Raw genomic sequence first — 24,182 nt, 5'->3', positions numbered from 1 at the left:
TGTTTTAATCAGGGGTTTTAATTATGATCGCTTCTATTTTAAAATTTCTAAAAATTAAATTGCTGTAACTGATGTTCTCAATATAGCAAGTGTTGGGAATCATAGTGGAGATAAGTGGATGAGCAATGCGCCTGTAGACAATGGCCGACGTCGCTTTTTAACCATAGCTACCTCTGTTGTTGGTGGTGTTGGTGCGGCTGGGGCTGCTGTTCCTTTTATTGCGTCTTGGAATCCAAGTGAGCGAGCTAAATCTGCGGGTGCGCCTGTAGAAGTAGATATCAGCAAACTTGAGCCAGGGCAATTAATACGTGTCGAGTGGCGTGGTAAACCTGTATGGGTTGTATCACGGACCCCAAAAATGCTTGAGCAGATGAAAGCTCACGAAGGTCAACTTCGTGATCCGCAATCGCAAGAGCCACAACAATTAGAATCGTCAACTAATGACTACCGTTCAATACGTCCAGAGATTTTTGTCGCTGTAGGTATTTGTACTCATTTAGGGTGTTCGCCTGGTTTCCTTAACGGTGGCTTTGGTGAAAAAGTAGAAGGCACGGATGATGGTTTCTACTGTCCATGTCATGGTTCTAAATTTGATATGGCTGGCCGTGTATTCCAAGCGGTACCTGCACCATTAAATTTAGAAATACCACCTTATACTTTTCTTGATGAGACCACTATTTTAGTGGGCGAAGAAAAAGGGGTAGCCTAATGTTTGGTAAGATTATTGGTTGGATCGACGACCGTATCCCAATGACTCGTGTTTGGAACATGCATATTGCACAGTATCCAGCACCTAAAAACTTTAACTTCTGGTACTTTTTTGGCTCGTTAGCCATGTTAGTGCTAGTTAACCAAATCCTAACCGGTATTTGGTTAACGATGAACTTTGTGCCTTCAGCTGAAGGTGCGTTTGCATCTGTTGAATACATCATGCGTGATGTTGAATACGGCTGGTTGTTACGTTATTTGCACTCAACGGGTGCGTCAGCGTTTTTCATCGTTGTATATCTACATATGTTCCGTGGCATGATCTACGGTTCTTATCAAAAACCACGTGAATTACTGTGGTTGTTTGGTATGTTTATCTTCCTAGCATTAATGGCTGAAGCGTTCATGGGTTATTTATTACCATGGGGTCAAATGTCATTTTGGGGTGCACAGGTAATTATTTCATTATTCGGAGCCATTCCGGTAATTGGTGATGACTTAACATTGTGGATCCGTGGTGACTATGTAATATCTGGTGCAACGCTTAACCGCTTCTTTGCATTGCATGTTATTGCCTTACCATTAGTTATTGTTATCTTAGTATTCTTACACATTGTTGCACTTCACGAAGTGGGTTCAAATAACCCTGACGGTGTTGAAATTAAGCGTAAGAAAGGCTCTGTAGCTGAAGAAGATAAGCCTAAATTTAAATTCCATGAGTATTACACTGACAAAAAAGACATTGTTGATGCGATACCGTTCCACCCATATTACACTGTAAAAGATATTATGGGCGTGGTTGGTTTCTTAATTTTATTCTGTTGGGTTGTGTTCTTTATGCCAGCGATGGGTGGGTTCTTTTTAGAAGCGCCGAACTTTGAGCCGGCAAACCCACTGAAAACGCCTGAACATATTTTCCCAGTTTGGTACTTTACGCCATTCTATGCAATCTTACGTGCAATCCCTGATAAGTTAATTGGTGTTGCGGCGATGGGTGCATCGATTGTGGTACTTGCACTATTACCTTGGATTGACCGTGGTACAGTGAAATCGGTTCGTTACCGTTGTGGCTTCCATAAATGGAACATCGCAGGCTTTGTGGTTACTTTCGTTTTACTTGGTTGGGTGGGTGCAACTCCTCAAACTGATTTGAAAACGATTATCTCACAAGTGTGTACTGTGACTTACTTTATGTTCTTCGTACTGTTATTTGTATACAGTAAGAATGAAAAAACTAAGCCATTGCCAGAGAGGTTAACGAAATGATGAAAAAGCTAATTATCGGTTTATTTGCTTTATCAATAAACGTATTACCGGCAATGGCGGCTGGCCCGTCAGTTCCATTATTGGAAGCAGGTAATGACTTAACTGACCAGCCTTCGTTGCAACGTGGTGCTAAGTTGTTCATGAACTACTGTCTTGGTTGTCACCAAATGCAGTATCAACGTTATGAGCGTACTTTCCGCGATATAGGTATTCCGACTGAAGTAGGGCAAGAGCAACTTATTTTTGACGGTTCAAAAGTTGGTAGCCACATCACTAATTCGATTGAAAAAGATGATGCTGAAAAATGGTTTGGTGCGGCTCCGCCGGATCTAACAAATGTTGCGCGAGTGCGTGGCAGTGATTGGATTTACACCTATTTAAAATCGTTTTATAAAGATGAATCTCGCCCGTTCGGTGTAAATAATACGTTATTTCCATCGGTAGGTATGCCGCATGTTCTGCAAGAGCTGCAAGGTTTACCGACACCTATCATTGAAGATGTACAAGAACATGGTCACACTGTGACTAAAGTTGTTGGCACTAAAACTGATGGTACTGGCGAATTAAGTGTAGATGAGTATGACCAAGCTGTTCGTGATTTAACGAATTTCCTCGAGTATGTAGGTGAACCTACACGTCTTGAATCGGAAGCGCTTGGCCTTAAGGTAATCGGATTTTTAATTATCCTATTTATCTTGTCATTTATGCTGAAGAAAGAATACTGGAGAGATGTTCATTAATTTTGAACGTTTTTAAAGGTAATTTTGCAATAGGGGCTTAAGCCCCTATTGCTGTTTTTGTTATTTAATGGAGGTAGGCATGGCCGTAGCTGCCAATAAGCGCCCTGTAATGACCCTTTTTTCTGGTGCTAACTGTATGTATAGCCACCAAGTGCGTATTGTACTTGCTGAAAAAGGCGTAAGTGTAGACATTCATCTGGCTGAAAAGGATAACTTACCAGAAGCACTTCATGAAATTAATCCTTACGGTACAGTGCCAACACTGATCGACCGTGAGCTTGGTTTATATCAGGCAAACATCATCATGGAATACCTTGATGAGCGTTTTCCTCATCCTCCACTAATGCCAGTATATCCGGTAATGCGTGGTCGTAGCCGTTTGATGATGCATCGTATCGATACAGACTGGTATAGTTTAGCTGCAAAGATTTACGCAAACGGTGCTGAATCAGCACAAGCACGTAAAGAACTAACAGAAGCGTTACTTGCTGTATCAGCAATCTTCACTGAAGCGCCATATTTTATGAGCGAAGAATTCAGTTTAGTTGATTGTTACTTAGCGCCGCTATTATGGCGTTTACCAGAGCTTGGTATTGAGCTTAATGGTGCTGGTTCTAAAGAGATGAAAGAATACATGATTCGTTTATTCGAACGTGAATCTTTCCAAGCATCTCTGACTGAAGCAGAACGTGAGATCCGTTTGTAATGACGCCTAATCGTCCTTATTTACTTCGCGCATTTTTTGATTGGATTGTCGATAATCAATGTACACCCCATTTAGTGGTGAATGCTGATTTTCCTGCTGTGCAAATACCAACGCAATTTGTCCAAGATGGTCAAATTGTATTGAATATTAGTCCTTCAGCCGTCACGCAGTTTTCGATGGATAAACAACAATTAAGTTTTAATGCCCGTTTTGGCGGACAGCCGATGCAGGTATATGTACCATTAGGTGCTGTACTTGCAATCTATGCTCGCGAGAATGGAGAAGGCACAGTATTTACCGCAGATGAGTTTTTAGAGGACGAAGACGACTTTGCTACTGAGCTTGAAAGTGTTGATTTAGACGAAGAGTTTATCGCTGATGATGAACCTACACCGCCTAAACCAGACAAGAAAAAAGGCTCACATTTACGCGTTATAAAATAACTTGTAATTGATAAAAAAAACCGCTTTTTAGCGGTTTTTTTGTATCTTGAATTTGGGTCAACAAAATTAGCTGACACGACTTGATAGATTTTGTTACATATTAAAGACAGTCGTTTTAACTTGCTGGTTTATTGTTATCACTAACAGGTTTAAGATATGCGAGCGAATCGCTTTTTGAAGTATTTTACTTCTGAATATTTTAATAATATCTAACAATCGAGACTCTCATGAAAAAAGTAACTCTTAGCGCTGCAAGTATTGCGCTGGCTTTAGGGCTGGTTGGCTGTGGTGATAAACAAGAACAAACAAATGCACCTGAGGCCACAGTACAAACAGCATCTGTTGAGCAATTAAATTCAGGTATTGAATTGACGAACATGGATAAATCAGTTCGTGCCCAAGATGATTTTTACTACCATGTAAATGGTCAGTGGTTAGAAACGACTGAAATTCCAGGTGATAAATCTAACTATGGTTCATTTACTCAACTTTATGATGACTCGCAAAAAGCCATGAAGGCGGTGCTTGAAAAAGCTGCTGCGAATAAAAATGTTAAGCCAGGCAGTGACGAATCTAAATTGGCCGCTTTTTATAATAGTTACATGAACGAAGCTCAGCGTGAAGAGTTAGGCATTAAGCCGTTATCACCAATTTTGACAAATATTGATGCCGTTAACGCTAAATCTGATTTAGTATCTTTAATGGCGCAATTGCGTATCCAGGGTGGCAGCGTACCGTTTGGTTGGTATGTAAATAACGATGCAAAAAACTCAAGTGAAAATGCTTTATATGCATATCAATCAGGATTGGGCTTACCTGATCGTGATTACTATATCAAAGATGATGAAAAGTTTAGCAAAATCCGCGAGCAATACCTCACTTATGTTACACAAGTATTAGAGCATGCAAACGTTAAAAATGCCCAGCAAGCTGCAAGTAACATTCTTGCTCTTGAAAAGAGAATTGCTGAGGCGCAATGGAGCCGCGTAGAAAGACGCGATGCAACCAAAACTTATAATAAAATGTCGGTTGTTGATGCAAGTAAACTAACCGGGGAATTTGACTTAGTCGAGTACTTTAAAGCGTCAGGTGTTGATACCGCAGATATAATCGTGGGTCAACCAAGCTATTTTGAAAAGTTTGCAGATATTTATAAAGATACCGACTTAGCAACTTGGCAGCATTACCTTAAATTTCATTTTGTAAGTAACTATGCGAATTTATTAAATAAAGACTTAGTTGATCTTAACTTCGACTTTTACAGTACTACTTTACGAGGTGTAAAAGAGCAAGCACCACTGTGGAAGAAAACAGTTGATGCATCCAATAGTGTATTAGGTGAGATCCTAGGTAAAGTCTACGTTAAAGAAAACTTTCCGCCAGAAGCAAAAGCGCGCATGGAAGAGCTTGTTGATAACGTTATTCGCGGATATGCTGTAGCCATTGAAAATCTAGAATGGATGAGCCCAGAAACTAAACTTGCAGCGAAAGAAAAACTGGATAAATTTACACCGAAAATTGGCTACCCTGATAACTGGAAAGATTATTCAGAGCTTGAAATTAAAGCGGATGATCTCGTAGGTAACTATATACGCCATAGCCAGTGGTCTTATGCAGATATGACTGCAAAATTAGGTCAGCCTGTTGATCGCTCTGAATGGCACATGACACCACAAACTGTAAATGCTTATTATAACCCTGTAAATAACGAAATTGTATTTCCAGCAGCAATTCTACAGCCACCATTTTTTAACTTAGAAGCGGATGATGCGGTCAATTATGGTGCGATAGGTGCTGTGATTGGCCACGAACTTGGTCATGGTTTTGACGACCAGGGAGCTAAATACGATGGTGACGGCAATCTTCGCAATTGGTGGAGTGAGTCAGATCTTAAGCAGTTTGAAGAGCGTACAGGTCAGTTAGTTGCTCAATATAACGAATATAAACCATTTGAAGATGCCAGTGTTAATGGTGAACTCACGTTGGGTGAGAATATTGGTGATCTGGGTGGATTAACGGTAGCTTATACAGCTTACCAGCTATCACTAGGGCAAACCAAAGCGCCTTTAATTGATGGCTACACAGGCGACCAACGCTTCTTTATGGGCTGGTCACAAATTTGGCGCCGTAAATACCGTGATGAAGAACTACGTAACCGTTTAATGACGGATCCACATTCACCGAGCCATTATCGTGTAATTGGTATTTTGTCTAATATGCCTGAGTTTTATCAAGCGTTTAATGTAAAAGAAGGTGATAAAATGTACATTAAACCAGAGGAACGGGTAAAGATCTGGTGATCACAAATCTATATCAAGCATAAATTAATGTACGCGAATTCTTAATTCATGCCTATTTTAGATTAGCTTTAAAACGGTGACTTAGTACTAAGTCGCCGTTTTTGTTGGAGTAATACCCAACTCCCTCACAGGCTAGATTTGATAAGTAAAACTGGTACAATTATTTACAATAGAGCAATATTAGGTAAAACATGGAAAGTACAAAACATGCATTAAGTTTAGTGGTTCTAGCAGGTGGTCTAGGCAGTCGCTTTGGTGGGAATAAGCAAATAGCAGAGATCACAGGCTTAGGCTGCACGATTATGGAGCTGAGTATTCACGATTCTTACGCTGCAGGCATTACACAAGTTGTGCTTGTTATTAATCAAGCCGTAAGAGCTGAAATTGAGAACACAATTCTACCTCGATTACCAGCGCAGTTAGAAGTAATATTAGTAGAGCAGCGTATTGATTTAATACCAAAACAATTTGCTGAAATAGCTAAACACCGCACAAAACCGTGGGGCACTGGACATGCGTTATTGTGTGCTAAAGAATATATTCATAACCCTGCGATTGTGATCACCGCTGATGATTATTATGGCGCAACGTCATTCAAATTAATCAGTGAGCATTTTAAAAATCAATCAAATTGGGCTATGGTCGGCTATCCTATTGCTGATACTTTATCCGCTGAAGGGGGGGTGAACCGCGGTGTTTGCCAAATTCAAAGTGAGTGCCTTCAGGGAGTGGTTGAGTATTTAAATATAAAAGATGAAAATGGAGATTTGATGGGGGATACACCCACTGGCATTCGAGAGAAAATAGCTGATAATGCTTTGGGCTCGATGAGCTTTTGGGGTATTACACCGACTTTATTTGATAGTTTAGAGCGTGGATTTGCTGAGTTCTTGCAAAAACATGACAGCGGTGTCAGAAAAGAGTATTATTTACCTGATCAAATACAAAAATTAATTTTAACAAAAAAACAAAAAGTGTCTGTATATATTGCACAAGAGCCTTGGTATGGCGTGACATATAAATCAGAATTACAGGAAGTTGCAGAAAAGTTATATGAGTTACGCCATGGATGAGTTATCCCCGATATTGCCCTGTTCTGGGCGAAATAATAGTGAAATAAGTATGAAGTCAAACCCCGTTGCGGTTTACTTGTCTGAGCGTTTTGGCTTGGGCAATGAACTTGTTAGTATGAAGCCAATCGGCAATGGCCATATAAATAGTACCATGCTGTTAACTGCTGAAAATAAATCCTTGGTTGTGCAAAAGTTAAATACTGAGGTGTTCCCTGAGCCTGAAATGTTGGTTAAGAACGCACGTTTAATTGAAGGTCATTTATCGCAAAAACATCAACTAGGTGACTATGATTTAGACATCATTCGTCATGTACCGACCCAGGCGAGCGATTTTTTAGTAGATTGTGATAATGGTGTGTGGCGCGCACTCGAATTTATTGGCGGCAGTTATAGTGAAGATGTAGTTGAAAATACTTCACAAGCAGAAATTGCCGCCAATGCATTTGGCCAATTTGCCGTGGCATTAGAAGATTTTGATGCCGAGCAGTTGCACCATGTGATCCCTGATTTTCATAATCTAGCAATGCGAGCTGAGAAGTTAAAATCTGTGATTGCCAGAGACCCTGTTAATCGTTTGACGAGTTGCCAAGCTGAGGTCGATTTTTGTTTATCGCAACTTGGTTTAGTTGATGAGCTAAAAAAATTGCGTGGTGTAGTTCCAGTAAGGCCTTGCCATAACGACACTAAAATCAATAACATGCTTTTTTGTAATAAGTCTCACGCTGCAAAAGCGGTGATTGATTTAGATACCTGCATGCCGGGTTATTGGCTGTATGATTTTGGCGACATGGTACGCACTTTTTGCTCTCCAGAGGAAGAAGATTCAACGAATCTTGATAACGTACGCGTACGCGAAGAGATTTTCGCTGCTGTAGTGAAAGGCTATGTTGAACCATTAAAAGGTTTGATAACCGAGCAAGAAAAGCAAAGTTTTTGGCTAGGCACTAAAGTAATGACTTTTATGATAGGTTTGCGTTTTCTAACTGATTACATTGATGGCGACAACTACTTTGCAATTAAACATGAAAACCACAACCTTGAGCGAGCGCAAAACCAGTTTGCTCTGTACCGTGATATTTTAGCAAAAAAGCAAACGCTTAAAGCAATTTTAAGTGATGTTTAATTACTAAACCTAGGGTATTTTTACGCTAGGTTTAGCTTTCCCGATTCATCTCATTTTTTTGTGAACTACCTTGGTCTACTTTACCTAATCACCTATTTTAGGTAAGTTGCATTGAGGTTAATCAAGGATAAAAATAATGAAGCAGTTTAATCGTAGAGATTTTCTCAAAGCCGCCAGTGCAGCCGCTGCTGCAAGTGTTGTGACAGGCTGTGTTAGTAGTAACACAGCTAATACTGTTTTCGCACCCACTCAGCAAGGCCAGTCTGTTATCGGCTTAGTAGCCCCTAAGATGGATGTTGTCAGAGTTGCCTTTATTGGTGTGGGTCAACGCGGTTTTGGTCACGTAAAGCGAATGAGCCATATTGATGGTACACAAATCGTCGCAATTTGTGACACCCATGATGAAGTATTACAACGTTCAGCCAATTATTTAACCCAGAATGGGCTAGCAAAACCAGCCCTGTACTCTGGCACTGATAAAGCTTATCAACAAATGCTAAACCGTGATGATATCGATATTGTCATTATTTCAACCCCGTGGGCGTGGCATGCGCCGATGGCTATAGACACAATGAACAGCGGTAAACATGCGTTTGTAGAAGTACCACTTGCATTAACAGTTGATGAAATGTGGCAAATTGTAGATACAGCAGAGCGCACACAAAAAAATTGCATGATGATGGAAAACGTCAACTATGGTCGTGATGAGTTGATGGTGCTTAACATGGTTCGCCAAGGCGTGTTTGGTGAGCTATTACATGGCGAGGCTGCCTACATTCATGAGCTGCGTTGGCAAATGAAAGAACTCGATCATAAAACAGGGTCGTGGCGAACGGCTTGGCATGCTAAGCGTGACGGAAACCTATACCCAACTCACGGCTTAGGGCCTGTTTCTCAATATATGAATATTAACCGTGGTGACCGTTTTGATTTTTTAACCTCTATGAGTTCACCGGCACTGGGTCGTCAAGCTTACGCTAAACGAGAGTTTCCCGAGGGACATCAGCGCAATCAGCTTAAATATATAGCTGGTGATATGAACACAACATTGATTAAAACAGTGAAAGGACGCAGTATTATGGTACAGCATGATACAACTACGCCAAGGCCTTATTCTCGTCATAACTTAATTCAAGGCACCAATGGTGTATTCGCCGGCTTCCCTAACCGAATTGCACTTGAAGAGGGGAGCTCTAAAAGCTTTCATGAGTGGGATTATGAAATGGCTGATTGGTATAAACAATACGACCATCCACTATGGACTAAAATGGGCGAAGAAGCACAGCGCAACGGTGGCCATGGGGGCATGGATTTCTTAATGTTTTGGCGCATGATTTATTGTTTACGTAATGGCGAACCTTTAGATCAAGATGTATACGATGGTGCTGCTTGGTCAGTTATATCTCCACTATCAGCCGAATCTGTAGGTAATCGTAGTGCATCGATTGATATTCCTGACTTTACCCGTGGAGCATGGCAAACAGCACAACCACTTGGGATTGTGAGTTGACACACTTTTGAAACGAGCTAGAGAAAATGTGTTCTAGCTCGTTTCTCTTGCATAAAATTGGTTTTTTGTTAACCTAGCCGCCTTCCATGTTTTGTCTTTTTGAGGTGTTTATGGCGTTTTTATCTCGCTCGATATTGGCGTTGTCTATAGCACTTTCAAGTCCTTTCGCTTTTTCTCAAGTCCAATGTGAAGTTGAACTTAGTCACGGCCTTATTATCACCGATGACGTAATTCGTATTGTCGATAAAGGGCAAACGCGAGTTCAAATAAATAATAATAACCAACTTTTTATTCGCGGCTATTGGATAGATTTAAGTAATGAAGAAAGCCAAGTATTGGAGCAGTTCAGTAAAGGAATACGAGATACCGTCCCTGAGCTGGTAGAGCTCGCTACAGATGGTGTTAACCTCGGTTTAAGCGCCATTGAACAAGTTGTTGAGGGTATGTCAGATAAAGAGCCTGAAGTGCTTAAAACACAATTACAATACGTTGAGCGCGCGTTAATGGATAAGTTTAAACGTGGCGATGATTTCTTTTTTATTGCGCCACAATCACTATCTAAAATTGATGATTTTTTTACCGAAGAGATAAGTAAAAAAATTCACTCTGCAGTTCATGGCTCATTAGGTGCTATTTTAGTATCGCTGGGTGATGCATTTAAATCTCGCGAAGGTAACATCGAGGATCGTATTAATGATATGGGCCAGCGGATGGATATTATCTCGAAAGAAATTGATAAGTCGTTGCAAAAAAAAGCGCATCAGCTTGAGCTTAAAGCCTCTGAGTATTGTGAGTGTTTAAACTCATTAGATGTAACAGAGTCACGTTTACAAATGATCGTGCCAGACCTTGCTGACTTCGACCTAGTACAAATAAAATCGTAAAACAATAAAAAACCCGCGTTTATTTAGCGGGTTTTGTAAGGGAAGGTATTTACCTAAAAGCTAACTAAGACCTAAACTTATCAGTCTCAGCCTCCAAATTATTGGTTAGCCCTTTAATTAAATCTGTTGCTGCATGCGCTTGATGTGATACGTCAGCAGTCTGTGAGGCTGTATCTGAAATAGTCACGATTCTTTTTGCAGTATCTTCACCAGCATCAAGTTGCTCTTTTGCTGCAATCGCTATTTGATGACTCATTTGTGCTATGGCACTTAATGACGAAGCTACTCGTTGCAGCTCCTCACTAGCATGTTTTGATTTAGCAACGGTTTGTTCGCTAGTAGTAATGCTTAGGTTTACAGAGGTCTTAGCATCTTGGGTGGCGGTTTGAAGCTTGCCAATCATGTTACGTATTTCTTCTGTACTGGTTTGAGTACGTTGTGCAAGCCCTCTAACTTCATCGGCCACCACCGCAAAGCCTCTGCCTTGCTCTCCTGCTCGTGCGGCTTCTATCGCTGCATTAAGCGCAAGTAGGTTGGTTTGCTCAGCTATGCTTTGAATAACGCTTAGCACATTTGCGATATTATTTACTTCATCATCAAGAAGTTGGATGTTATTGCCAGCGCTATCAATTTGTTGCTCTAAAAGAACTATGGTATCCGCAGCCTCTGTGGTTAAGTGATTTGCGTTTTGACCTTGGCTTTCAGCTTCTTGCACCGAGTGGGCTGCTTGCTCGGCATGTTCAACCACTGTTTGCGCTGATGCTGTAAGCTCGGTGATTGCTGAGGCAACCATGTGGGTTTCTTCATTTAGACTACGAGTTAGCTTATCAAGCTCAGTAGAACGCGATTCGTTATCTACGCTTTGACTTTTAAGGCTGTCAGTTACATCTTTAATACTACCAACAACACCTCGTAAGCCCTGTTGCATATAATGCATCGCAGCTATAATACTTTCTGGCGGCGCATCTGTTCGAATATGTGAGTTTAATTTGCCTCGAGATACCTGTTTTACAATATCAATAACTTCATCAACTTCACCACCGAGTGCATTGCTCAATGAAATACCAAAGCGAGCTATTGCAATAGTTAGTGCAACTGCAATAATTAAGGATAGACCAAGTAACCACTTTGCGGTATTCCAATAACGTTCATTAACTTCTTTTTCACTGATACCAGTGCCAATATACCAGCCAAATAATGGGGTCTTTTGTACAACTGAGGTTAAATTAACGATGTCTCCGTCTCTGACAGAATCCCAGTGATATGTAATAATTGTGTTTGTTTTATTACCAACTAATCGTTCAACTATTCGTCCAATACTGTTGCCTTTGGCATCTTTAAAGTCATTAAAGCTGGTATTGTGAAGCTGCGGGTCATGAGGAGCGGCTATAAAGTTTAATTTATCATCAACAACATAAACATACTCAGAGTCATGATATTTGTTCTCTTGTAACACTTGTGTTGCTAATTGTTGGGCCTGTTGATTACTTAATTGACCTTTTTCTACCATCTCTTCGAATTGCAACACGATGTTACTGGTGCTTTTCATAAGTTGGTTTATCCGCGCAATATTATCGCTTTGGCTTGCATGACTTAATGATTGTAATCCTAATGTTGCGATTGCAATTAATGCAATAAAAATTGCAATTGCAAAGATCGCTATTTTTGTTTTTAGTGGTAGACCTGAATGCACAATGTAACCCCTTATCATGTATGCCTAAGTAATTTCTACCACGTTTTTCGTCGATTTGTTAGTTTTTATTAATAAAAAATGACAACGCTATCATGAAATATTATCAAGATTATATTAAAGTTGTTGTTCTTGTTCTGTAAGGGGTCGATATTCTCCTTGAGCAAGACAATGGTCAAGTTCAATGTTTGCTATTTTTTCTCTATGCAATTCAACTACTTTATTATTTACAGCGGCAAGCATTCGTTTAACTTGATGGTATTTACCTTCGCTGATCGACAAGCGTAAACTGTAGCTGGCCAAGGCCTCTGCTTTAGCTGGCCGAGTAAGAGCTTTTTCATTGTGTAATTGCACCCCTTGGCGAAGCTGCGCAAGTGCATCATCAGTCAATGGCTCTTGAGTTTCAACCAAGTAACTCTTGAATTTATTGTGTTTAGGTGAAGTGATTTTGTGCGACCAATCGCCGTCATTGGTAATTAAAACTAGCCCTGTGGTATCTATATCAAGGCGGCCAGCAACATGAAAATCATTCATATTAGGCTCATCGAGCAAGTCAAAAACGGTTGGGTGTAATTCATCAGTGTTGGCACACACATAACCCGCCGGTTTATTGAGCATAAAATAGCGTTTTCCTAAAAATATCAAGGCTTCATCAAACCATAATACTTCATCAGTTTGACTAATTGGGTGATCAAATGCGGTTACAGTTTCACCATTTATCGTTGCGTTTTTTTGCTTTATTCCTGCTTTTGCTTTACTGCGCGGTATTTGAGCTAGGTGGCTAATAAATTTATCTAAACGACATGGAAATTTCATTGGGTTCACATTTTTAGTCGGCTACAATGGCGCGAGTATAGCCGATAGTAAGCAGCCAGAACAGTGTCACAAATACAAATTTTAGCCACCTACCAGCAGCGTGTAGAGCAAAAAGAGTTACAGTATGATCAAGCTCAACTAACAGCGGTCAATGCCTTGCAAAGTCTTGCTGAAAGTTTAGTTAAAAAACGTGTTTGGTGGCAAACACAACCAAAGGTTCGGGGCGTGTACTTACATGGTCCGGTAGGCCGTGGAAAGTCGATGTTGATGGACTTATTTTATCATCAGTTAAGTGATGATAAAAAAATACGACTGCATTTTCATCATTTTATGGTACAAATTCATCAACGGCTAGGGCAGTTACAAGGCAGCAAAAACCCATTAGAAATCATTGCTAAAGAATGGCGCCATAGTGTTAACGTTTTGTGCTTTGATGAGTTTTTTGTCAGTGATATTGGTGATGCTATGCTGATGGCAGGGTTATTCAAAGCACTCTTCAAGCAGGGACTTATTCTTATTGCAACCTCAAACTGTCATCCCGACGAATTATATAGGAACGGCTTACAACGAGTGCGCTTTTTACCAACTATAAATTTACTCAAAGAGCACTGTAAAGTGATTAGTGTAGAAGGGAAATTCGATCATCGTTTTCGGTATGGTCATCAATTTAAGTATTATTTTATTAATGATGATGTAGCACTTACGATGCTCTTTGAACAACGTGAAATTAAACTCAATTCGCACTCTAATTTAAATGTATGTCATCGGCCTATTCACTTTATACATCTAGCAAAAGAGGCTATTCTGTTTGATTTCATGGCTTTGTGTTCAGGACCGAGAAGCACTGCTGATTATATTTTTTTAGCAGAGCATTTTGAACGAGTATATATTGCGAATGTTCCCGTCATGGGAAGTAGGGCAACAGGCAAGCAGATAGTGCATGGCATTGAAGACAGTTATCAACGCGAGAAGCAAGACTTACAAGAGCATACTTTAGATGATGAAGCGCGACGCTTTATAGCCTTAGTTGATGAGTTTTATGACCGAGGTAAATTATTAGTTATAAGCACCCAAGTTGACATGGCTAACTTATATTGCGGTAAAAAGTTAGCCTTTGAATATGCACGAACAGAATCCAGATTAGTTGAAATGCAAAGCTGGTGATACAGAATAATCATTAACTATAAATATATCTAAACTTAAAACATACAAAGAGCTTAACACTTTCGGTAAGTGTCGCTGTTATTCTCATAAATATTAACGCTCAAGCTGTAGGATTTTCTGCAATAGGTGCGCAGGCAGTTAAGTAATCGCTCACTGAGATCTTGTTTTTCTGTTGTTGTTCGACCTGCCATTATATAAGCCGCGATATAGATAAAGCCGTCTTTACCTTCGCCTAATTGATAATGTTGGTAGGCGATGGCGCGAGTTTTAATGGTTGATAATTCAAATAAACCACTCTCAAAGGTAGTTTGATGTACTTTATCAACTAAAACTTGTGGTAAAAGTGGTAAGTCTTCAGAGTGTTCGATCACAACATGGGGCATTGAGGGCTCCTAAAAGCGGTAAGTAAAACCTAAACTTGTTTGAAATTGGTTTAGTACGTCGCCATCGAAATGCCATAAACATTGATCATCTTCGTCAGTGGGCAAAGTGCAGTTAACCGTGCTTTCGTTGTTAACTATAGTTGCCAACCAGCGGGTTTCAAATAAAACTCGGGCTTTATCACTAAATAAATATTCAATGCCGCCATATATGCCGCTGGCAAAGAATACGTCATTACTTGTAAAATTAGTTTGTACATAATTGGCGCCTACTTGAGCACCTACATAACTATTTATATGATTACTTAACGCGACTTCAACCGCACTTTGGAATAAAAAGTATTTCATGGTTACTTCTTTATCCTCAGTGTTTTCAAGCTCGTTGTTACTTTGTGCAAAGTAAAAGCCATAGCGGGCACGGTCAATATTACGGTCAATACTAAAAGCGAAGTGGTTGCCGTCATTAATTTCAACTTCAAGTGCTTCTTTGGTTTCTAATGTTTGGTTAAAGTTTTTACCAGCATAGAGGCTTACAGAGTAATCATCGTGGGCGTAAGCCGTGGCAGTTAAAAAACACAGCGGGATGAGTATTTTTTTCATTGTATTGCAGCTCGTTGTTGAAGAATTTTTCAGTTACTATTGAAGCATAGCTACTATAAAAATGTAACCACGCAGCGCACTATTGTAGTGGGTTTGTTGACACATTGAATAAAAGGAATGGTATGAAATCATTAAAAGTAATTAGTCTATTAGGGTTATTGGCTTTACAAGCAGGGTGCTCAGACGATGCTGCATCAGTAAGTTTAGGGTTATTTACTACTAAAGATATTAAGGTCGTGTCTCAGCAAGATCCGTTGGTTACAGGGGTGACTTGCCACATTAGTCATATTGAAGCTAACTTAGATTTCTCAGACCCTTCGGATATGTCAATTGCGTGTCGCCAAACGGGCCCTATTACTGCTGAGCAACTTCAAGGTATCGACCGAAGTAAATCGGGTGAAGTGGTTTTTAAATCATCGAAAAGTATTTTATTTAAATCATTAAAAGTACGTCGAATTTATGATGCACAAACACGGTCTTTATTGTATCTATCGTATTCAACTAAAGAGTCTACAGGTAGTCATCATCATGCATTATCGACGGTACCTTTGTATAACACGCAAGCTTGGCAATGGGCACAAGAGCAAGAATAAGAGCATTTTATGTTAGCGTTATTTAAACCCAAACCACTGTTAGAAGCACAAGAACAACAATGGCTTATTGACACATTTATTTGGACCGTGGAAAACTTTGATAGTGATTTTTTTCACAATCATACGCAGCTTATTTTACCTAACCATAAGTTTTTTCCGGACTCTGTATCGAGTATTGAAGAAATGGCTAGTAAGGTATTTGAACGCGTTTCGGGTTATGCTGGTATGCAGGCATGGCCTATTCAACTTGTAGGGCCTGCGCAATTACAACCGCAAGTATTTCCGCATTTTGTATTTAATGAATACTTACGTGGCGAAGCGAGTCAGTTAATAGTACCTCCTCCACATAAAGTTAATGTGTCGTTTAACCCAAATCAAATAAACCAACCACAAGATTTAGTAGCGAGTTTTGCAGGCACATTAGCAACCATTATGATTCACCATGTGGGTGTATTACCCCCCGGCGGTAAAGAGTTTTTGCCACAAGCCAGTGATGCATTAGCGTGCTTTTTAGGCTTTGGTGTAATGATGAGCAATACCGTTTACCAATTTAAAGGTGGATGTGGTTCTTGTTATAACCCGTATGCTAATAGACAAGCGGCATTAACCGAATCACAAACATTATTTATGCATGCACTTGCGTGTCACTTTAAAGGGCATAGAGATTCTAAAAAGTATTTAAAGCCTCATTTACGCAGTCAATTTAAAAAGGCGCAAAAAGAAATTAAAGCTGTAATCAATGACACAGCAAACCCTTTGCTTTTAGCTCTTGATGATAAAAAAGCGGGGTGAACTTTTGAATTACTTAGATGAATTTCTACTGATCGCATTAGCTCATTTTTTTGCTGTAGCAAGCCCAGGGCCAGATTTTGCAATTGTGCTCAAACAAAGCATTCAACACGGACGGCGTAATGCGCTATGGACTAGCTTTGGCGTAGGCTTGGCGATCTTGCTGCATGTGGGTTATTGCTTATTGGGGGTAGCGGTATTATTAGCTCAATCACCCTCTGTATTTATGGCATTAAAATACTTAGCAGGCGCTTATTTAGCGTATATAGGATTTCAAGCGTTACGAAGTGCTAAACCTGAAGAAAATACTCGCGAAGAAGTATCACAAACGCAAAGTGAAGAATCAGTCTGGATTGCGTTTCGTCGAGGCTTTTTAACGAATGCGCTAAACCCTAAAGCGACATTATTCTTTATGTCGTTATTTACCTTGGTGATCAGTCAAACAACACCGCTTTTGGTGCAAGCAGGTTATGGTCTGTACATGGCAGTAGCAACCTGGCTTTGGTTTTCATTTTTATCATTGGTGTTATCTAAATCTAATGTACGTGGATTTTTTCAAAAAAGTGGTTATTGGTTCGATCGTGGTATAGGTGTGATTTTAATCGCATTAGCAATACGCGTAGTTTTATAGGAGTAAACAAGCATGGCACTTTATAATTTTTCGTTTGGCTCAAATATGTCCTCAAATCGCTTATTAGCACGTCTTCCTGAAGTTAAACGCATAGGGACCGCACGCTTAATGGGGTATGAGTTAACGTTTGATATGGTCAGCCTTGATGGATCTGGTAAGTGCAGTGTAAGAAAAAGTACAGTCCAAGATGCACAAGTGTATGGCGTGGTATACCAAGTAACGGCAGATGAAAAAGAGATTCTCGATGCGATTGAAGGACCGCGTTACGATTGTGTTGAAGTTGAAGTTATTTTACTCGATGGCAAAAAAATAGCCGCACATTGCTATATTGCAAACACCACAGATGCAACAATCCTACCCTATGACTGGTATATAGAGCACGTTCATCGCGGAGCGCTTGAAGCGGACTTGCCAAATGAGTACAGTGAAAACATAAAGTCTCGGCCCACCCGCCAAGATAGCGATAAAGTACGTGCAGCTGTTGAGTTTGCCGTACATCAACAATAAAAAATACGCCAAGGAATGTTATGAAATTAACAAAACTCGCCATTGCAGCCTCATTGTTAACTGGCTTTGCATTTAATAGCCATGCTGAGATAGACACTAAACAGCTCAATCAAGTGATTGAAAACTCAATGGCACGCTTTGATGTCCCAGGGATGGCTGTCGCTGTTGTTGAAAATGATAAAGTGGTATTTGCTAAAGGCTTTGGTGTAAGCCATTTAAATACAGGAAAAAAAGTTAATAAAAATACTTTATTTGGCATAGCTTCAAATACTAAAGCTTTTACTGCAGCTGCGTTGGCTAAATTAGTCGATGAAGACAAAATTAGCTGGGATGACAAAGTGATCGATCATCTACCTGAGTTTCGTTTATACGACCCTTACGTCACCCGAGAAATGACTATTCGTGATTTATTGAGCCACCGCAGTGGTTTAGGTTTGGGTCAAGGCGACTTAATGATCTGGCCTGATACTGATAAATCAGTAGAAGAAATCTTAGCAGGTTTAAAGTACTTAAAACCGGCGAGCAGTTTTCGTAGTAAATATGCTTATAACAACTTAATGTTTGTCACTGCAGGCGAAGTGGTTGCGCGTGTTTCTGGTATGAGCTGGAACGATTATATCGAGAAGAATATTTTGCAGCCACTAAAAATGGAAAACTCACGTGCTGGCTTTTCACGTATCCCAAGTAGCAATAAAAACTGGGCGACGGGTCATATTCCTATGGATGGGAAATTAAATCCATTTTTTGTTAATTACTTAGAAGACTTTCGTGGTGCTGGAGCAATTGCATCAAGTGTTAGTGATATGAGCCAGTGGCTTCGTACGCAACTTGCTGGTGGCAAGATGCCAAATGGTGAGCAACTCTTTAGTGAAAAACAGCAAGCGCAAATGTGGCACCCACATATTACTTCTATGGCGTCAGAAAAAGCATATGAAGCGTATCACCAACAGTTTAGGGGATATGGTTTAGGTTGGAGTATTGAAGATTTCCACGGGGTTAAAAAGCTTGCACACGGCGGTGGGATTTTAGGCATGGTATCGCAGGTAACCTTGGTGCCCGAGAAAAATCTAGGGATTGTCATTCTCAGTAATCAGCAAGCTTTTAGCGCACTATCTGCGATTACTTACGAAGTGCTAGAGGATGCCTTTGACCTTGAAGATAAAGATTGGGTTGAAGATTTAGCAAAAAAACACTTTGAAGGTAAACAAAAAGCGTACGCAAATGCAGAGCCTGAAGCCCCGGCAGATTATCAGCCACAACTACCAAATATCAGCTATACAGGCACGTTACATGATGATTGGTATGGTGATGTGATCATAGAGGAATTAGATGGCAAGTTACGAATAGACTTTACCCATACTAAACGTTTAAAAGGACAGCTTGAGCACTACACAGGTAATACCTTTATCGTGAAATGGGATGAGAAGTTATTAGAAGCTGATGCATTTATTCAGTTTCAAATGAGTCCTAAGAATCGTGTACAAAGTGCAGATATGCGCGCAGTATCAACGTCGGTTACAGACTTTAGCTTTGATTTTAGAAACCTAAATTTACAAGCAAAGTAAACCAAAGTCGCAGAGCCACCATTAGGTGGCTTTGTTATTATGGCTCGATTAACTTATTTGGAGCTTGGTATGCGTACCGCGATTATTTCTCATCCACATTGTCGTAAACATAAAATGATTGACGATCATCCTGAGTGCCCAGAGCGTTTGGATGCTATTGCTGATCGTTTATTGGCAAGCGGACTCGATGTCGCAGTACAACAAAAACAGGCCCCAAAAGCACAGCGTGAACATTACCTATTAGCCCATGATGAATCGCTGGTAAAGCACGTAGAAAACACCTTACCAACCGAAGGGCTTGTGTCGCTTGATGGTGATACATGGTTATGCCCAGACTCTCAAAAAGCGGTTGAACGCGCAGTAGGTGCAGGGTTACTTGCCGTTGATGAGATTTTAGCTGATAACCTCGATGCCGCTTTTTGCTCGGTTAGACCGCCAGGTCACCATGCTACTCGCGCGACATCTGCCGGTTTTTGTGTTTATAACAATTTGGCCATTGCGGTAAAGTATGCACAAAGCAAAGGGGTGAAGCGTATTGCCATTGTTGATTTTGATGTTCACCACGGTAATGGTACCCAAGATATTTTCATTAATGATGATTCTGTGTTGTTTTGTTCGTTATTTCAATATCCATTCTATCCCAATACCGCAGTTGAGAATAACGCAACGCTGGTTAATTCACCGCTGCCGATTGCCAGTGATGGTTCAGATTTAAAAGCATTATATGAGCAACAGTGGTTACCTAAACTAACTAACTTTAAGCCTGAGCTTATTTTTATAAGCGCAGGTTTTGATGCCCACCTTGAAGATGATATGGCAAGTTTAAAATTTGTAGAAGACGATTATGCTTGGCTGACTGAGCAATTAGCTACGCTAAGTAAGCAGCTTGATTGCAAAGGTATTATCTCTTATCTTGAAGGGGGATATGCGCTTTCAGCTCTTGGTAGAAGCGCAATAGCTCATGTAAAAGCGTTAGTCGATAGCTAGTAATGTAAAGGCTTGAGCATGTGTAAGGGTATCTATTTTTCCGAGACAACACTGTCCCTCTTTAACTAAATAGTTTTTCACAAGCTCAGCGAGCTCCTCGCTAGAGCGTTCTTTTGCCGGCCTCCCCGAGAGTGTTAGATAGCCTCTATTTTTATCTAATAACACAACGGTTTCTTTTTGTTTATCATCCACACCATAAAGCAAATCATTGATATCGCTCGCATGTTCTATGATGTCTATTTCATTATTATAAATTAGTAATTGAGGCTGAAAGTCACTCATTTTTTGTCCTAAATCAAATAGTAGCCTGTTGCTTAATTTATACTCATAGGTTCTATTGTGCAAAAGAATTTGAAGATGCCTAAAAGTAGTCGCTATCAAAAAGTCTGTGATGTATTTACTAATAAAGTTATTGCCTGCTCTAAGGAAACCCATCTTATAGAAGCTGTAAAGCTAATGCGAGCACATAATGTTAGCGCTATTTTTATTGAAGAACAGCAAGAGGTTATAGGTGTCTGGACTGAATCTGATTGCATGAAACTTGATTTTACTTATCAAGAGATTAAAGGGCTAACAATTGGTTGTGTGATGTCGAGCCCTGTATTGAGTATTTCAAGTCAACGGTTATTGAGTGATGCAGCGTTAGTATTTCATCAAAATAGTGTACGCCACTTATTGGTGACAGACGAAAGTGGTCTTGTATGTGGTGTAATTAGCGTAAGCGATATTGTACGTAATCAAGGGCTGGATCATTATTTACAATTTAGAGCGATCAACGATCAATATAATAAAGATGTGTTAATTGTCTCGAGCCAGATGATTGTTACTGATGCTATTAAACTAATGCGGGAACGTAATGATAAAGCGATTTTAGTTTTTAATGAACAGCTACAAGAGCACGGTATTATTACCCAGCGTGATCTGTTAAGCCTTATACTAGAGTATCAAAATGGTGGCATATGCTGGGACTTTGCCTGTAGACCTACCTATCAAATCAGTTCTACTGGTAGTTTATTTGATGCTTATCGGTTGATGTCTAGTAATAATGTACGCCACCTAGTTGTTGTTGATAATAATAACGTTATGGGGGTGCTGTCTTTAGAGCATTTAATCAATGAGATTGAAAGTGCATACTGCTGCGAGCTTGAAAAAGTGCTTGAGCAACGAGATGCCGCACTACAACATTCGCAGAGTAACCTTTACCTAGCAAATAAAATTATAGATTCTTCTCTTGATGGCATTATGATCACTTCGCAAGAAGGGATTATTATTCAAGTTAACCCTGCTTTTACTCAATTAACGGGCTATAAAGAGTTTGAGGTCATTGGCAAGCGGCCTAATATTCTTAGCTCAGGGCGCCATGATAAGCCGTTTTATATTGATATGTGGCATGAGATTACTACTAAGGGAGTTTGGCAGGGAGAGATATGTAACCGTAAAAAAAGCGGTGATCTTTATGTTGAATGGTTAACTATTATTGAAATAAAAGAGCTAAATAATGCAGATGTACTTTATGCTGCCATTTTTAGCGATATCACTGAGCGCAAAAATGCAGAAGAAAAAATAGTTCAGTTAGCTTATTTTGACGAGCTTACAGACTTACCCAATCGGCGTTTGTTTAACGATAGGTTACAAATGGCACTCGCCACAGCACACCGTGATAGTACTCTGTTAGCGGTGATGTTTATCGACTTAGACCGCTTCAAAGAAATAAACGACACATTGGGCCATAGCGCTGGTGATTGCTTATTACAACTCGTTGCAAAACGTATTCAATGTGTTTTAAATGAAGGAGATACGCTTGCACGCTTAGGTGGCGATGAATTTGTACTATTGTTTGATGTGGATAGCTTTGAGTATGTTAGTGAAGTCGCAGAAACAATTCTGAATAAACTCAATATGCCATTTTTGCTCGATAGCGCACAAGTAGGTGTAACAGCTTCAATTGGTGCCGCTATTTATCCTGAAGATGGCCAAGATAGTGAAACGCTTTTAAAGCATGCTGATATTGCAATGTATCGCTCTAAAGAGCAAGGACGCAATTCGTTCCAACTATTTAAACCATCAATGAATGCACGATCTTTAGAGCGCTTAGCTATGATGAGCCGCTTTCAATATGCACTTGATAATGATGAGTTTGAGTTGTACTTTCAGCCTAAGCTAAACCTAAAAACAAACTGCATTCAGGGAGTTGAGGCTTTATTACGTTGGGACGACCCTACCTTGGGTATGATTTCACCTGCGCATTTTATTCCTTTAGCTGAAGAGCTAGGCTTGATCGTGCGTTTAGATTTATGGGTCATTGAGCAGGCAGGAAAAGAATTATCTAAGTGGCAAACCTTAGGTATAGATGCAGGGCGTTTAGCAATTAATATTTCAGCATGTCATTTAAGTCAGGGGAAATTGGTACAACATATTGATCAGATGCTCAAACGTTATCAACTTCCAGGTAGTTTATTAGAGATAGAATTAACAGAAAGCAGTTTTATAAGCTCGTTTTCTCAAGCAAAAAAACAATTACAACAAATAAAGTCACTGGGTGTAAACGTTGCTTTGGATGATTTTGGTACCGGTTACTCGGCCTTAAGTTACTTAACTAAGCTACCTTTTGATACATTAAAGATAGATGCTAGCTTTATTGCAAAAGTCCCAGATGAATACGGTAATAGTGAGATTGTGGCGGCCATTATTGCGCTAGCAAGTAATTTAAACTTACTTGTTGTTGCTGAAGGGGTGGAGAAAGCTTCACAACAAGCATATTTATTGAGTTTAGGCTGTGATGTAATACAAGGATATCATTATTGCCGCCCTTTAGCGCAGCGGCAATGGGTTGATTTTTATACGCAGTTTAGCCAACAGTCACTTCATAAGAAGTAAACTTACGGATATTGATTACGCCATTATCAAAAATTAAATACTGGCCTTTTATACCTTGTAAAATACCGCTTACAACGGGGTCTTTGTCAAAATTAAACGATGTGATTTTAGTGGGGTACTCGGTAACAGGAAAATCTAAATCAACAATTTCTTCATCAAGTTGCTCTATCGCTGTTGCACCGAATAATTCTGCGAGCTCATTAAGTTTGTCTGCAATTTGCGGTATTAATTCAGCGGCAGCTACTTTTAGATCAAGCACATCATTTTGCCCTTTGAGCATATTACGCCAATTAGTTTTATCGGCAATAAACTGCGCTAATGCAACTTCAACTAAGCCAGATTGTAACCGAGTTTGTACCTTAAATATTGGTAATGCCTGAGTTGCACCTTGATCAATCCAGCGAGTCGGAATTTGCGTGTGGCGTGTAATTCCTACTTTTAGACCTGAGGTGTTAGCCAAATATACGTAATGTGGGATCATGCAGTTTTCTTCACCCCACTCTGGCTCTCGGCACGTTCCTTGGTCGTAGTGACAGGTCTCAGGCTTCATAATGCACATATCGCAGCTTGCTAGCTTACGCATGCAGACAAAGCAGTGTCCTTGAGAATAACTTTTTTTGGTTTTTTTACCACAATTTGAGCATAAAATTGTGCCACTAAAAGTGAGTGTTAGTTGTTTACCAATATAAGCATTCAAATCAACCAGCTTTTCACCTACAGGTAGGTGATATTGGATTGGTTGAGTAAGAGATGATTTTAACTTTTTAATAGTACCTTGCATCTTTACGCCCCTAAAGATGTTTAAAAAGGGGATTTTATCAGTAATCTGT

Annotated in this window: 24 protein-coding genes; 18 read left to right on the top strand and 6 right to left on the bottom strand. The window is 39.9% G+C overall.

What is annotated here, in order from left to right; translation table 11 throughout:
- The first annotated feature begins 118 nt into the window (after positions 1-118).
- From petA to B5G52_RS13160, 10 genes are all read left to right on the top strand, one after another.
- The gene (gene petA, locus B5G52_RS13205; protein WP_087533109.1) at positions 119-709 is read left to right on the top strand and encodes a ubiquinol-cytochrome c reductase iron-sulfur subunit; all 591 of its coding nucleotides are present in this window, start codon (positions 119-121) and stop codon (positions 707-709) included.
- Positions 709-1,974, top strand: a complete 1,266-nt coding sequence (locus tag B5G52_RS13200) for a cytochrome b N-terminal domain-containing protein (protein ID WP_087533108.1) — start codon at positions 709-711, stop codon at positions 1,972-1,974. The genes petA and B5G52_RS13200 overlap by 1 nt, the downstream gene beginning before the upstream one ends.
- The gene (locus B5G52_RS13195) at positions 1,971-2,714 is read left to right on the top strand and encodes a cytochrome c1 (RefSeq protein WP_087533107.1); all 744 of its coding nucleotides are present in this window, start codon (positions 1,971-1,973) and stop codon (positions 2,712-2,714) included. The genes B5G52_RS13200 and B5G52_RS13195 overlap by 4 nt, the downstream gene beginning before the upstream one ends.
- Positions 2,715-2,793: 79 nt before the next feature.
- Positions 2,794-3,420 carry a stringent starvation protein SspA gene (gene sspA / locus B5G52_RS13190; RefSeq protein ID WP_087533162.1) on the top strand — a complete coding sequence of 209 codons (627 nt, stop codon included), beginning with the start codon at positions 2,794-2,796 and terminating at the stop codon, positions 3,418-3,420.
- Positions 3,420-3,863 (top strand): ClpXP protease specificity-enhancing factor, encoded by a 444-nt coding sequence (locus B5G52_RS13185; protein ID WP_087533106.1) that lies wholly within the window; start codon positions 3,420-3,422, stop codon positions 3,861-3,863. Before sspA ends, B5G52_RS13185 begins: the two co-directional genes overlap by 1 nt.
- A 227-nt stretch (positions 3,864-4,090) precedes the next feature.
- Positions 4,091-6,163 carry a M13 family metallopeptidase gene (locus B5G52_RS13180; protein WP_087533105.1) on the top strand — a complete coding sequence of 691 codons (2,073 nt, stop codon included), beginning with the start codon at positions 4,091-4,093 and terminating at the stop codon, positions 6,161-6,163.
- 191 nt (positions 6,164-6,354) lie between these two features.
- Complete coding sequence (locus B5G52_RS13175; RefSeq protein WP_087533104.1) at positions 6,355-7,236, top strand: NTP transferase domain-containing protein; 882 nt, start codon at positions 6,355-6,357, stop codon at positions 7,234-7,236.
- 49 nt (positions 7,237-7,285) lie between these two features.
- A complete protein-coding gene (locus tag B5G52_RS13170; protein ID WP_087533103.1) occupies positions 7,286-8,359 on the top strand; it encodes a phosphotransferase enzyme family protein in 1,074 nt (357 codons plus the stop codon).
- Positions 8,360-8,495: 136 nt separating this feature from the next.
- On the top strand, positions 8,496-9,869 hold the full coding sequence (locus B5G52_RS13165; RefSeq protein ID WP_087533102.1) for a Gfo/Idh/MocA family protein: 1,374 nt from the start codon (positions 8,496-8,498) through the stop codon (positions 9,867-9,869).
- Positions 9,870-9,979: 110 nt separating this feature from the next.
- Positions 9,980-10,753, top strand: a complete 774-nt coding sequence (locus B5G52_RS13160; protein WP_087533101.1) for a YggN family protein — start codon at positions 9,980-9,982, stop codon at positions 10,751-10,753.
- A 64-nt stretch (positions 10,754-10,817) separates the two neighbouring features.
- Here the strand turns inward: B5G52_RS13160 and B5G52_RS13155 are convergent, their stop codons facing one another.
- Both B5G52_RS13155 and rsuA read right to left on the bottom strand, forming a co-directional pair.
- Positions 10,818-12,464 (bottom strand): methyl-accepting chemotaxis protein, encoded by a 1,647-nt coding sequence (locus tag B5G52_RS13155; RefSeq protein ID WP_087533100.1) that lies wholly within the window; start codon positions 12,462-12,464, stop codon positions 10,818-10,820.
- Positions 12,465-12,560: 96 nt separating this feature from the next.
- On the bottom strand, positions 12,561-13,259 hold the full coding sequence (gene rsuA, locus B5G52_RS13150) for a 16S rRNA pseudouridine(516) synthase RsuA (protein WP_087533161.1): 699 nt from the start codon (positions 13,257-13,259) through the stop codon (positions 12,561-12,563).
- Between the two features lie 63 nt (positions 13,260-13,322).
- Between rsuA and zapE the strand changes: the two genes are divergently transcribed.
- Entirely contained in the window at positions 13,323-14,423 is a 1,101-nt protein-coding gene (gene zapE, locus B5G52_RS13145) for a cell division protein ZapE (protein ID WP_254911208.1), read from the top strand.
- 53 nt (positions 14,424-14,476) lie between these two features.
- Here zapE and B5G52_RS13140 read toward each other — a convergent pair whose 3' ends face one another.
- A complete protein-coding gene (locus tag B5G52_RS13140; protein ID WP_087533099.1) occupies positions 14,477-14,806 on the bottom strand; it encodes a 5-carboxymethyl-2-hydroxymuconate Delta-isomerase in 330 nt (109 codons plus the stop codon).
- Between the two features lie 9 nt (positions 14,807-14,815).
- Positions 14,816-15,403, bottom strand: coding sequence for a hypothetical protein (locus tag B5G52_RS13135; RefSeq protein WP_087533098.1), 588 nt, complete (start codon positions 15,401-15,403; stop codon positions 14,816-14,818).
- Between the two features lie 122 nt (positions 15,404-15,525).
- On the opposite strand from B5G52_RS13135, the gene B5G52_RS13130 reads away from it, so the two are divergent.
- The 6 genes from B5G52_RS13130 to B5G52_RS13105 all read left to right on the top strand — a co-directional run bounded on the left by B5G52_RS13130 (position 15,526) and on the right by B5G52_RS13105 (position 20,475).
- Complete coding sequence (locus B5G52_RS13130) at positions 15,526-15,996, top strand: CreA family protein (RefSeq protein ID WP_087533097.1); 471 nt, start codon at positions 15,526-15,528, stop codon at positions 15,994-15,996.
- A 9-nt stretch (positions 15,997-16,005) separates the two neighbouring features.
- Complete coding sequence (locus B5G52_RS13125) at positions 16,006-16,788, top strand: hypothetical protein (RefSeq protein WP_087533096.1); 783 nt, start codon at positions 16,006-16,008, stop codon at positions 16,786-16,788.
- A gap of 4 nt (positions 16,789-16,792) precedes the next feature.
- Entirely contained in the window at positions 16,793-17,416 is a 624-nt protein-coding gene (locus B5G52_RS13120) for a LysE family translocator (RefSeq protein WP_087533159.1), read from the top strand.
- Between the two features lie 12 nt (positions 17,417-17,428).
- Positions 17,429-17,923 carry a gamma-glutamylcyclotransferase family protein gene (locus B5G52_RS13115; protein WP_087533095.1) on the top strand — a complete coding sequence of 165 codons (495 nt, stop codon included), beginning with the start codon at positions 17,429-17,431 and terminating at the stop codon, positions 17,921-17,923.
- 20 nt (positions 17,924-17,943) lie between these two features.
- A complete protein-coding gene (locus B5G52_RS13110) occupies positions 17,944-19,488 on the top strand; it encodes a serine hydrolase (RefSeq protein WP_087533094.1) in 1,545 nt (514 codons plus the stop codon).
- 69 nt (positions 19,489-19,557) lie between these two features.
- Positions 19,558-20,475, top strand: a complete 918-nt coding sequence (locus tag B5G52_RS13105; RefSeq protein ID WP_087533158.1) for a histone deacetylase family protein — start codon at positions 19,558-19,560, stop codon at positions 20,473-20,475.
- Here B5G52_RS13105 and B5G52_RS13100 read toward each other — a convergent pair.
- Positions 20,461-20,757 carry a hypothetical protein gene (locus tag B5G52_RS13100; RefSeq protein ID WP_087533093.1) on the bottom strand — a complete coding sequence of 99 codons (297 nt, stop codon included), beginning with the start codon at positions 20,755-20,757 and terminating at the stop codon, positions 20,461-20,463. The genes B5G52_RS13105 and B5G52_RS13100 overlap by 15 nt on opposite strands.
- A 75-nt stretch (positions 20,758-20,832) precedes the next feature.
- Between B5G52_RS13100 and B5G52_RS13095 the strand changes: the two genes are divergently transcribed.
- Positions 20,833-23,352 (top strand): EAL domain-containing protein, encoded by a 2,520-nt coding sequence (locus tag B5G52_RS13095; protein ID WP_087533092.1) that lies wholly within the window; start codon positions 20,833-20,835, stop codon positions 23,350-23,352.
- Here the strand turns inward: B5G52_RS13095 and B5G52_RS13090 are convergent.
- Positions 23,324-24,133, bottom strand: a complete 810-nt coding sequence (locus B5G52_RS13090; RefSeq protein ID WP_087533091.1) for a DUF2797 domain-containing protein — start codon at positions 24,131-24,133, stop codon at positions 23,324-23,326. The two genes, B5G52_RS13095 and B5G52_RS13090, sit on opposite strands and share 29 nt — an antisense overlap.
- Positions 24,134-24,182 lie beyond the last annotated feature (49 nt).

The organism is Pseudoalteromonas sp. A601 (assembly GCF_002165575.1).
Lineage (GTDB): Bacteria > Pseudomonadota > Gammaproteobacteria > Enterobacterales > Alteromonadaceae > Pseudoalteromonas.
This window is presented reverse-complemented; position numbering and strand designations above follow the sequence as displayed.

Excerpts from the sequence above, each read along its gene's own strand:
- petA (WP_087533109.1), top strand. The coding sequence starts at position 119 with ATGAGCAATGCGCCTGTAGACAATGGCCGACGTCGCTTTTTAACCATA.
- B5G52_RS13200 (WP_087533108.1), top strand. The coding sequence starts at position 709 with ATGTTTGGTAAGATTATTGGTTGGATCGACGACCGTATCCCAATGACT.
- B5G52_RS13195 (WP_087533107.1), top strand. The coding sequence starts at position 1,971 with ATGATGAAAAAGCTAATTATCGGTTTATTTGCTTTATCAATAAACGTA.
- sspA (WP_087533162.1), top strand. The coding sequence starts at position 2,794 with ATGGCCGTAGCTGCCAATAAGCGCCCTGTAATGACCCTTTTTTCTGGT.
- B5G52_RS13185 (WP_087533106.1), top strand. The coding sequence starts at position 3,420 with ATGACGCCTAATCGTCCTTATTTACTTCGCGCATTTTTTGATTGGATT.
- B5G52_RS13180 (WP_087533105.1), top strand. The coding sequence starts at position 4,091 with ATGAAAAAAGTAACTCTTAGCGCTGCAAGTATTGCGCTGGCTTTAGGG.
- B5G52_RS13175 (WP_087533104.1), top strand. The coding sequence starts at position 6,355 with ATGGAAAGTACAAAACATGCATTAAGTTTAGTGGTTCTAGCAGGTGGT.
- B5G52_RS13170 (WP_087533103.1), top strand. The coding sequence starts at position 7,286 with ATGAAGTCAAACCCCGTTGCGGTTTACTTGTCTGAGCGTTTTGGCTTG.
- B5G52_RS13165 (WP_087533102.1), top strand. The coding sequence starts at position 8,496 with ATGAAGCAGTTTAATCGTAGAGATTTTCTCAAAGCCGCCAGTGCAGCC.
- B5G52_RS13160 (WP_087533101.1), top strand. The coding sequence starts at position 9,980 with ATGGCGTTTTTATCTCGCTCGATATTGGCGTTGTCTATAGCACTTTCA.
- B5G52_RS13155 (WP_087533100.1), bottom strand. The coding sequence starts at position 12,464 with ATGATAAGGGGTTACATTGTGCATTCAGGTCTACCACTAAAAACAAAA.
- rsuA (WP_087533161.1), bottom strand. The coding sequence starts at position 13,259 with ATGAAATTTCCATGTCGTTTAGATAAATTTATTAGCCACCTAGCTCAA.
- B5G52_RS13140 (WP_087533099.1), bottom strand. The coding sequence starts at position 14,806 with ATGCCCCATGTTGTGATCGAACACTCTGAAGACTTACCACTTTTACCA.
- B5G52_RS13135 (WP_087533098.1), bottom strand. The coding sequence starts at position 15,403 with ATGAAAAAAATACTCATCCCGCTGTGTTTTTTAACTGCCACGGCTTAC.
- B5G52_RS13130 (WP_087533097.1), top strand. The coding sequence starts at position 15,526 with ATGAAATCATTAAAAGTAATTAGTCTATTAGGGTTATTGGCTTTACAA.
- B5G52_RS13125 (WP_087533096.1), top strand. The coding sequence starts at position 16,006 with ATGTTAGCGTTATTTAAACCCAAACCACTGTTAGAAGCACAAGAACAA.
- B5G52_RS13115 (WP_087533095.1), top strand. The coding sequence starts at position 17,429 with ATGGCACTTTATAATTTTTCGTTTGGCTCAAATATGTCCTCAAATCGC.
- B5G52_RS13110 (WP_087533094.1), top strand. The coding sequence starts at position 17,944 with ATGAAATTAACAAAACTCGCCATTGCAGCCTCATTGTTAACTGGCTTT.
- B5G52_RS13105 (WP_087533158.1), top strand. The coding sequence starts at position 19,558 with ATGCGTACCGCGATTATTTCTCATCCACATTGTCGTAAACATAAAATG.
- B5G52_RS13100 (WP_087533093.1), bottom strand. The coding sequence starts at position 20,757 with ATGAGTGACTTTCAGCCTCAATTACTAATTTATAATAATGAAATAGAC.
- B5G52_RS13095 (WP_087533092.1), top strand. The coding sequence starts at position 20,833 with ATGCCTAAAAGTAGTCGCTATCAAAAAGTCTGTGATGTATTTACTAAT.
- B5G52_RS13090 (WP_087533091.1), bottom strand. The coding sequence starts at position 24,133 with ATGCAAGGTACTATTAAAAAGTTAAAATCATCTCTTACTCAACCAATC.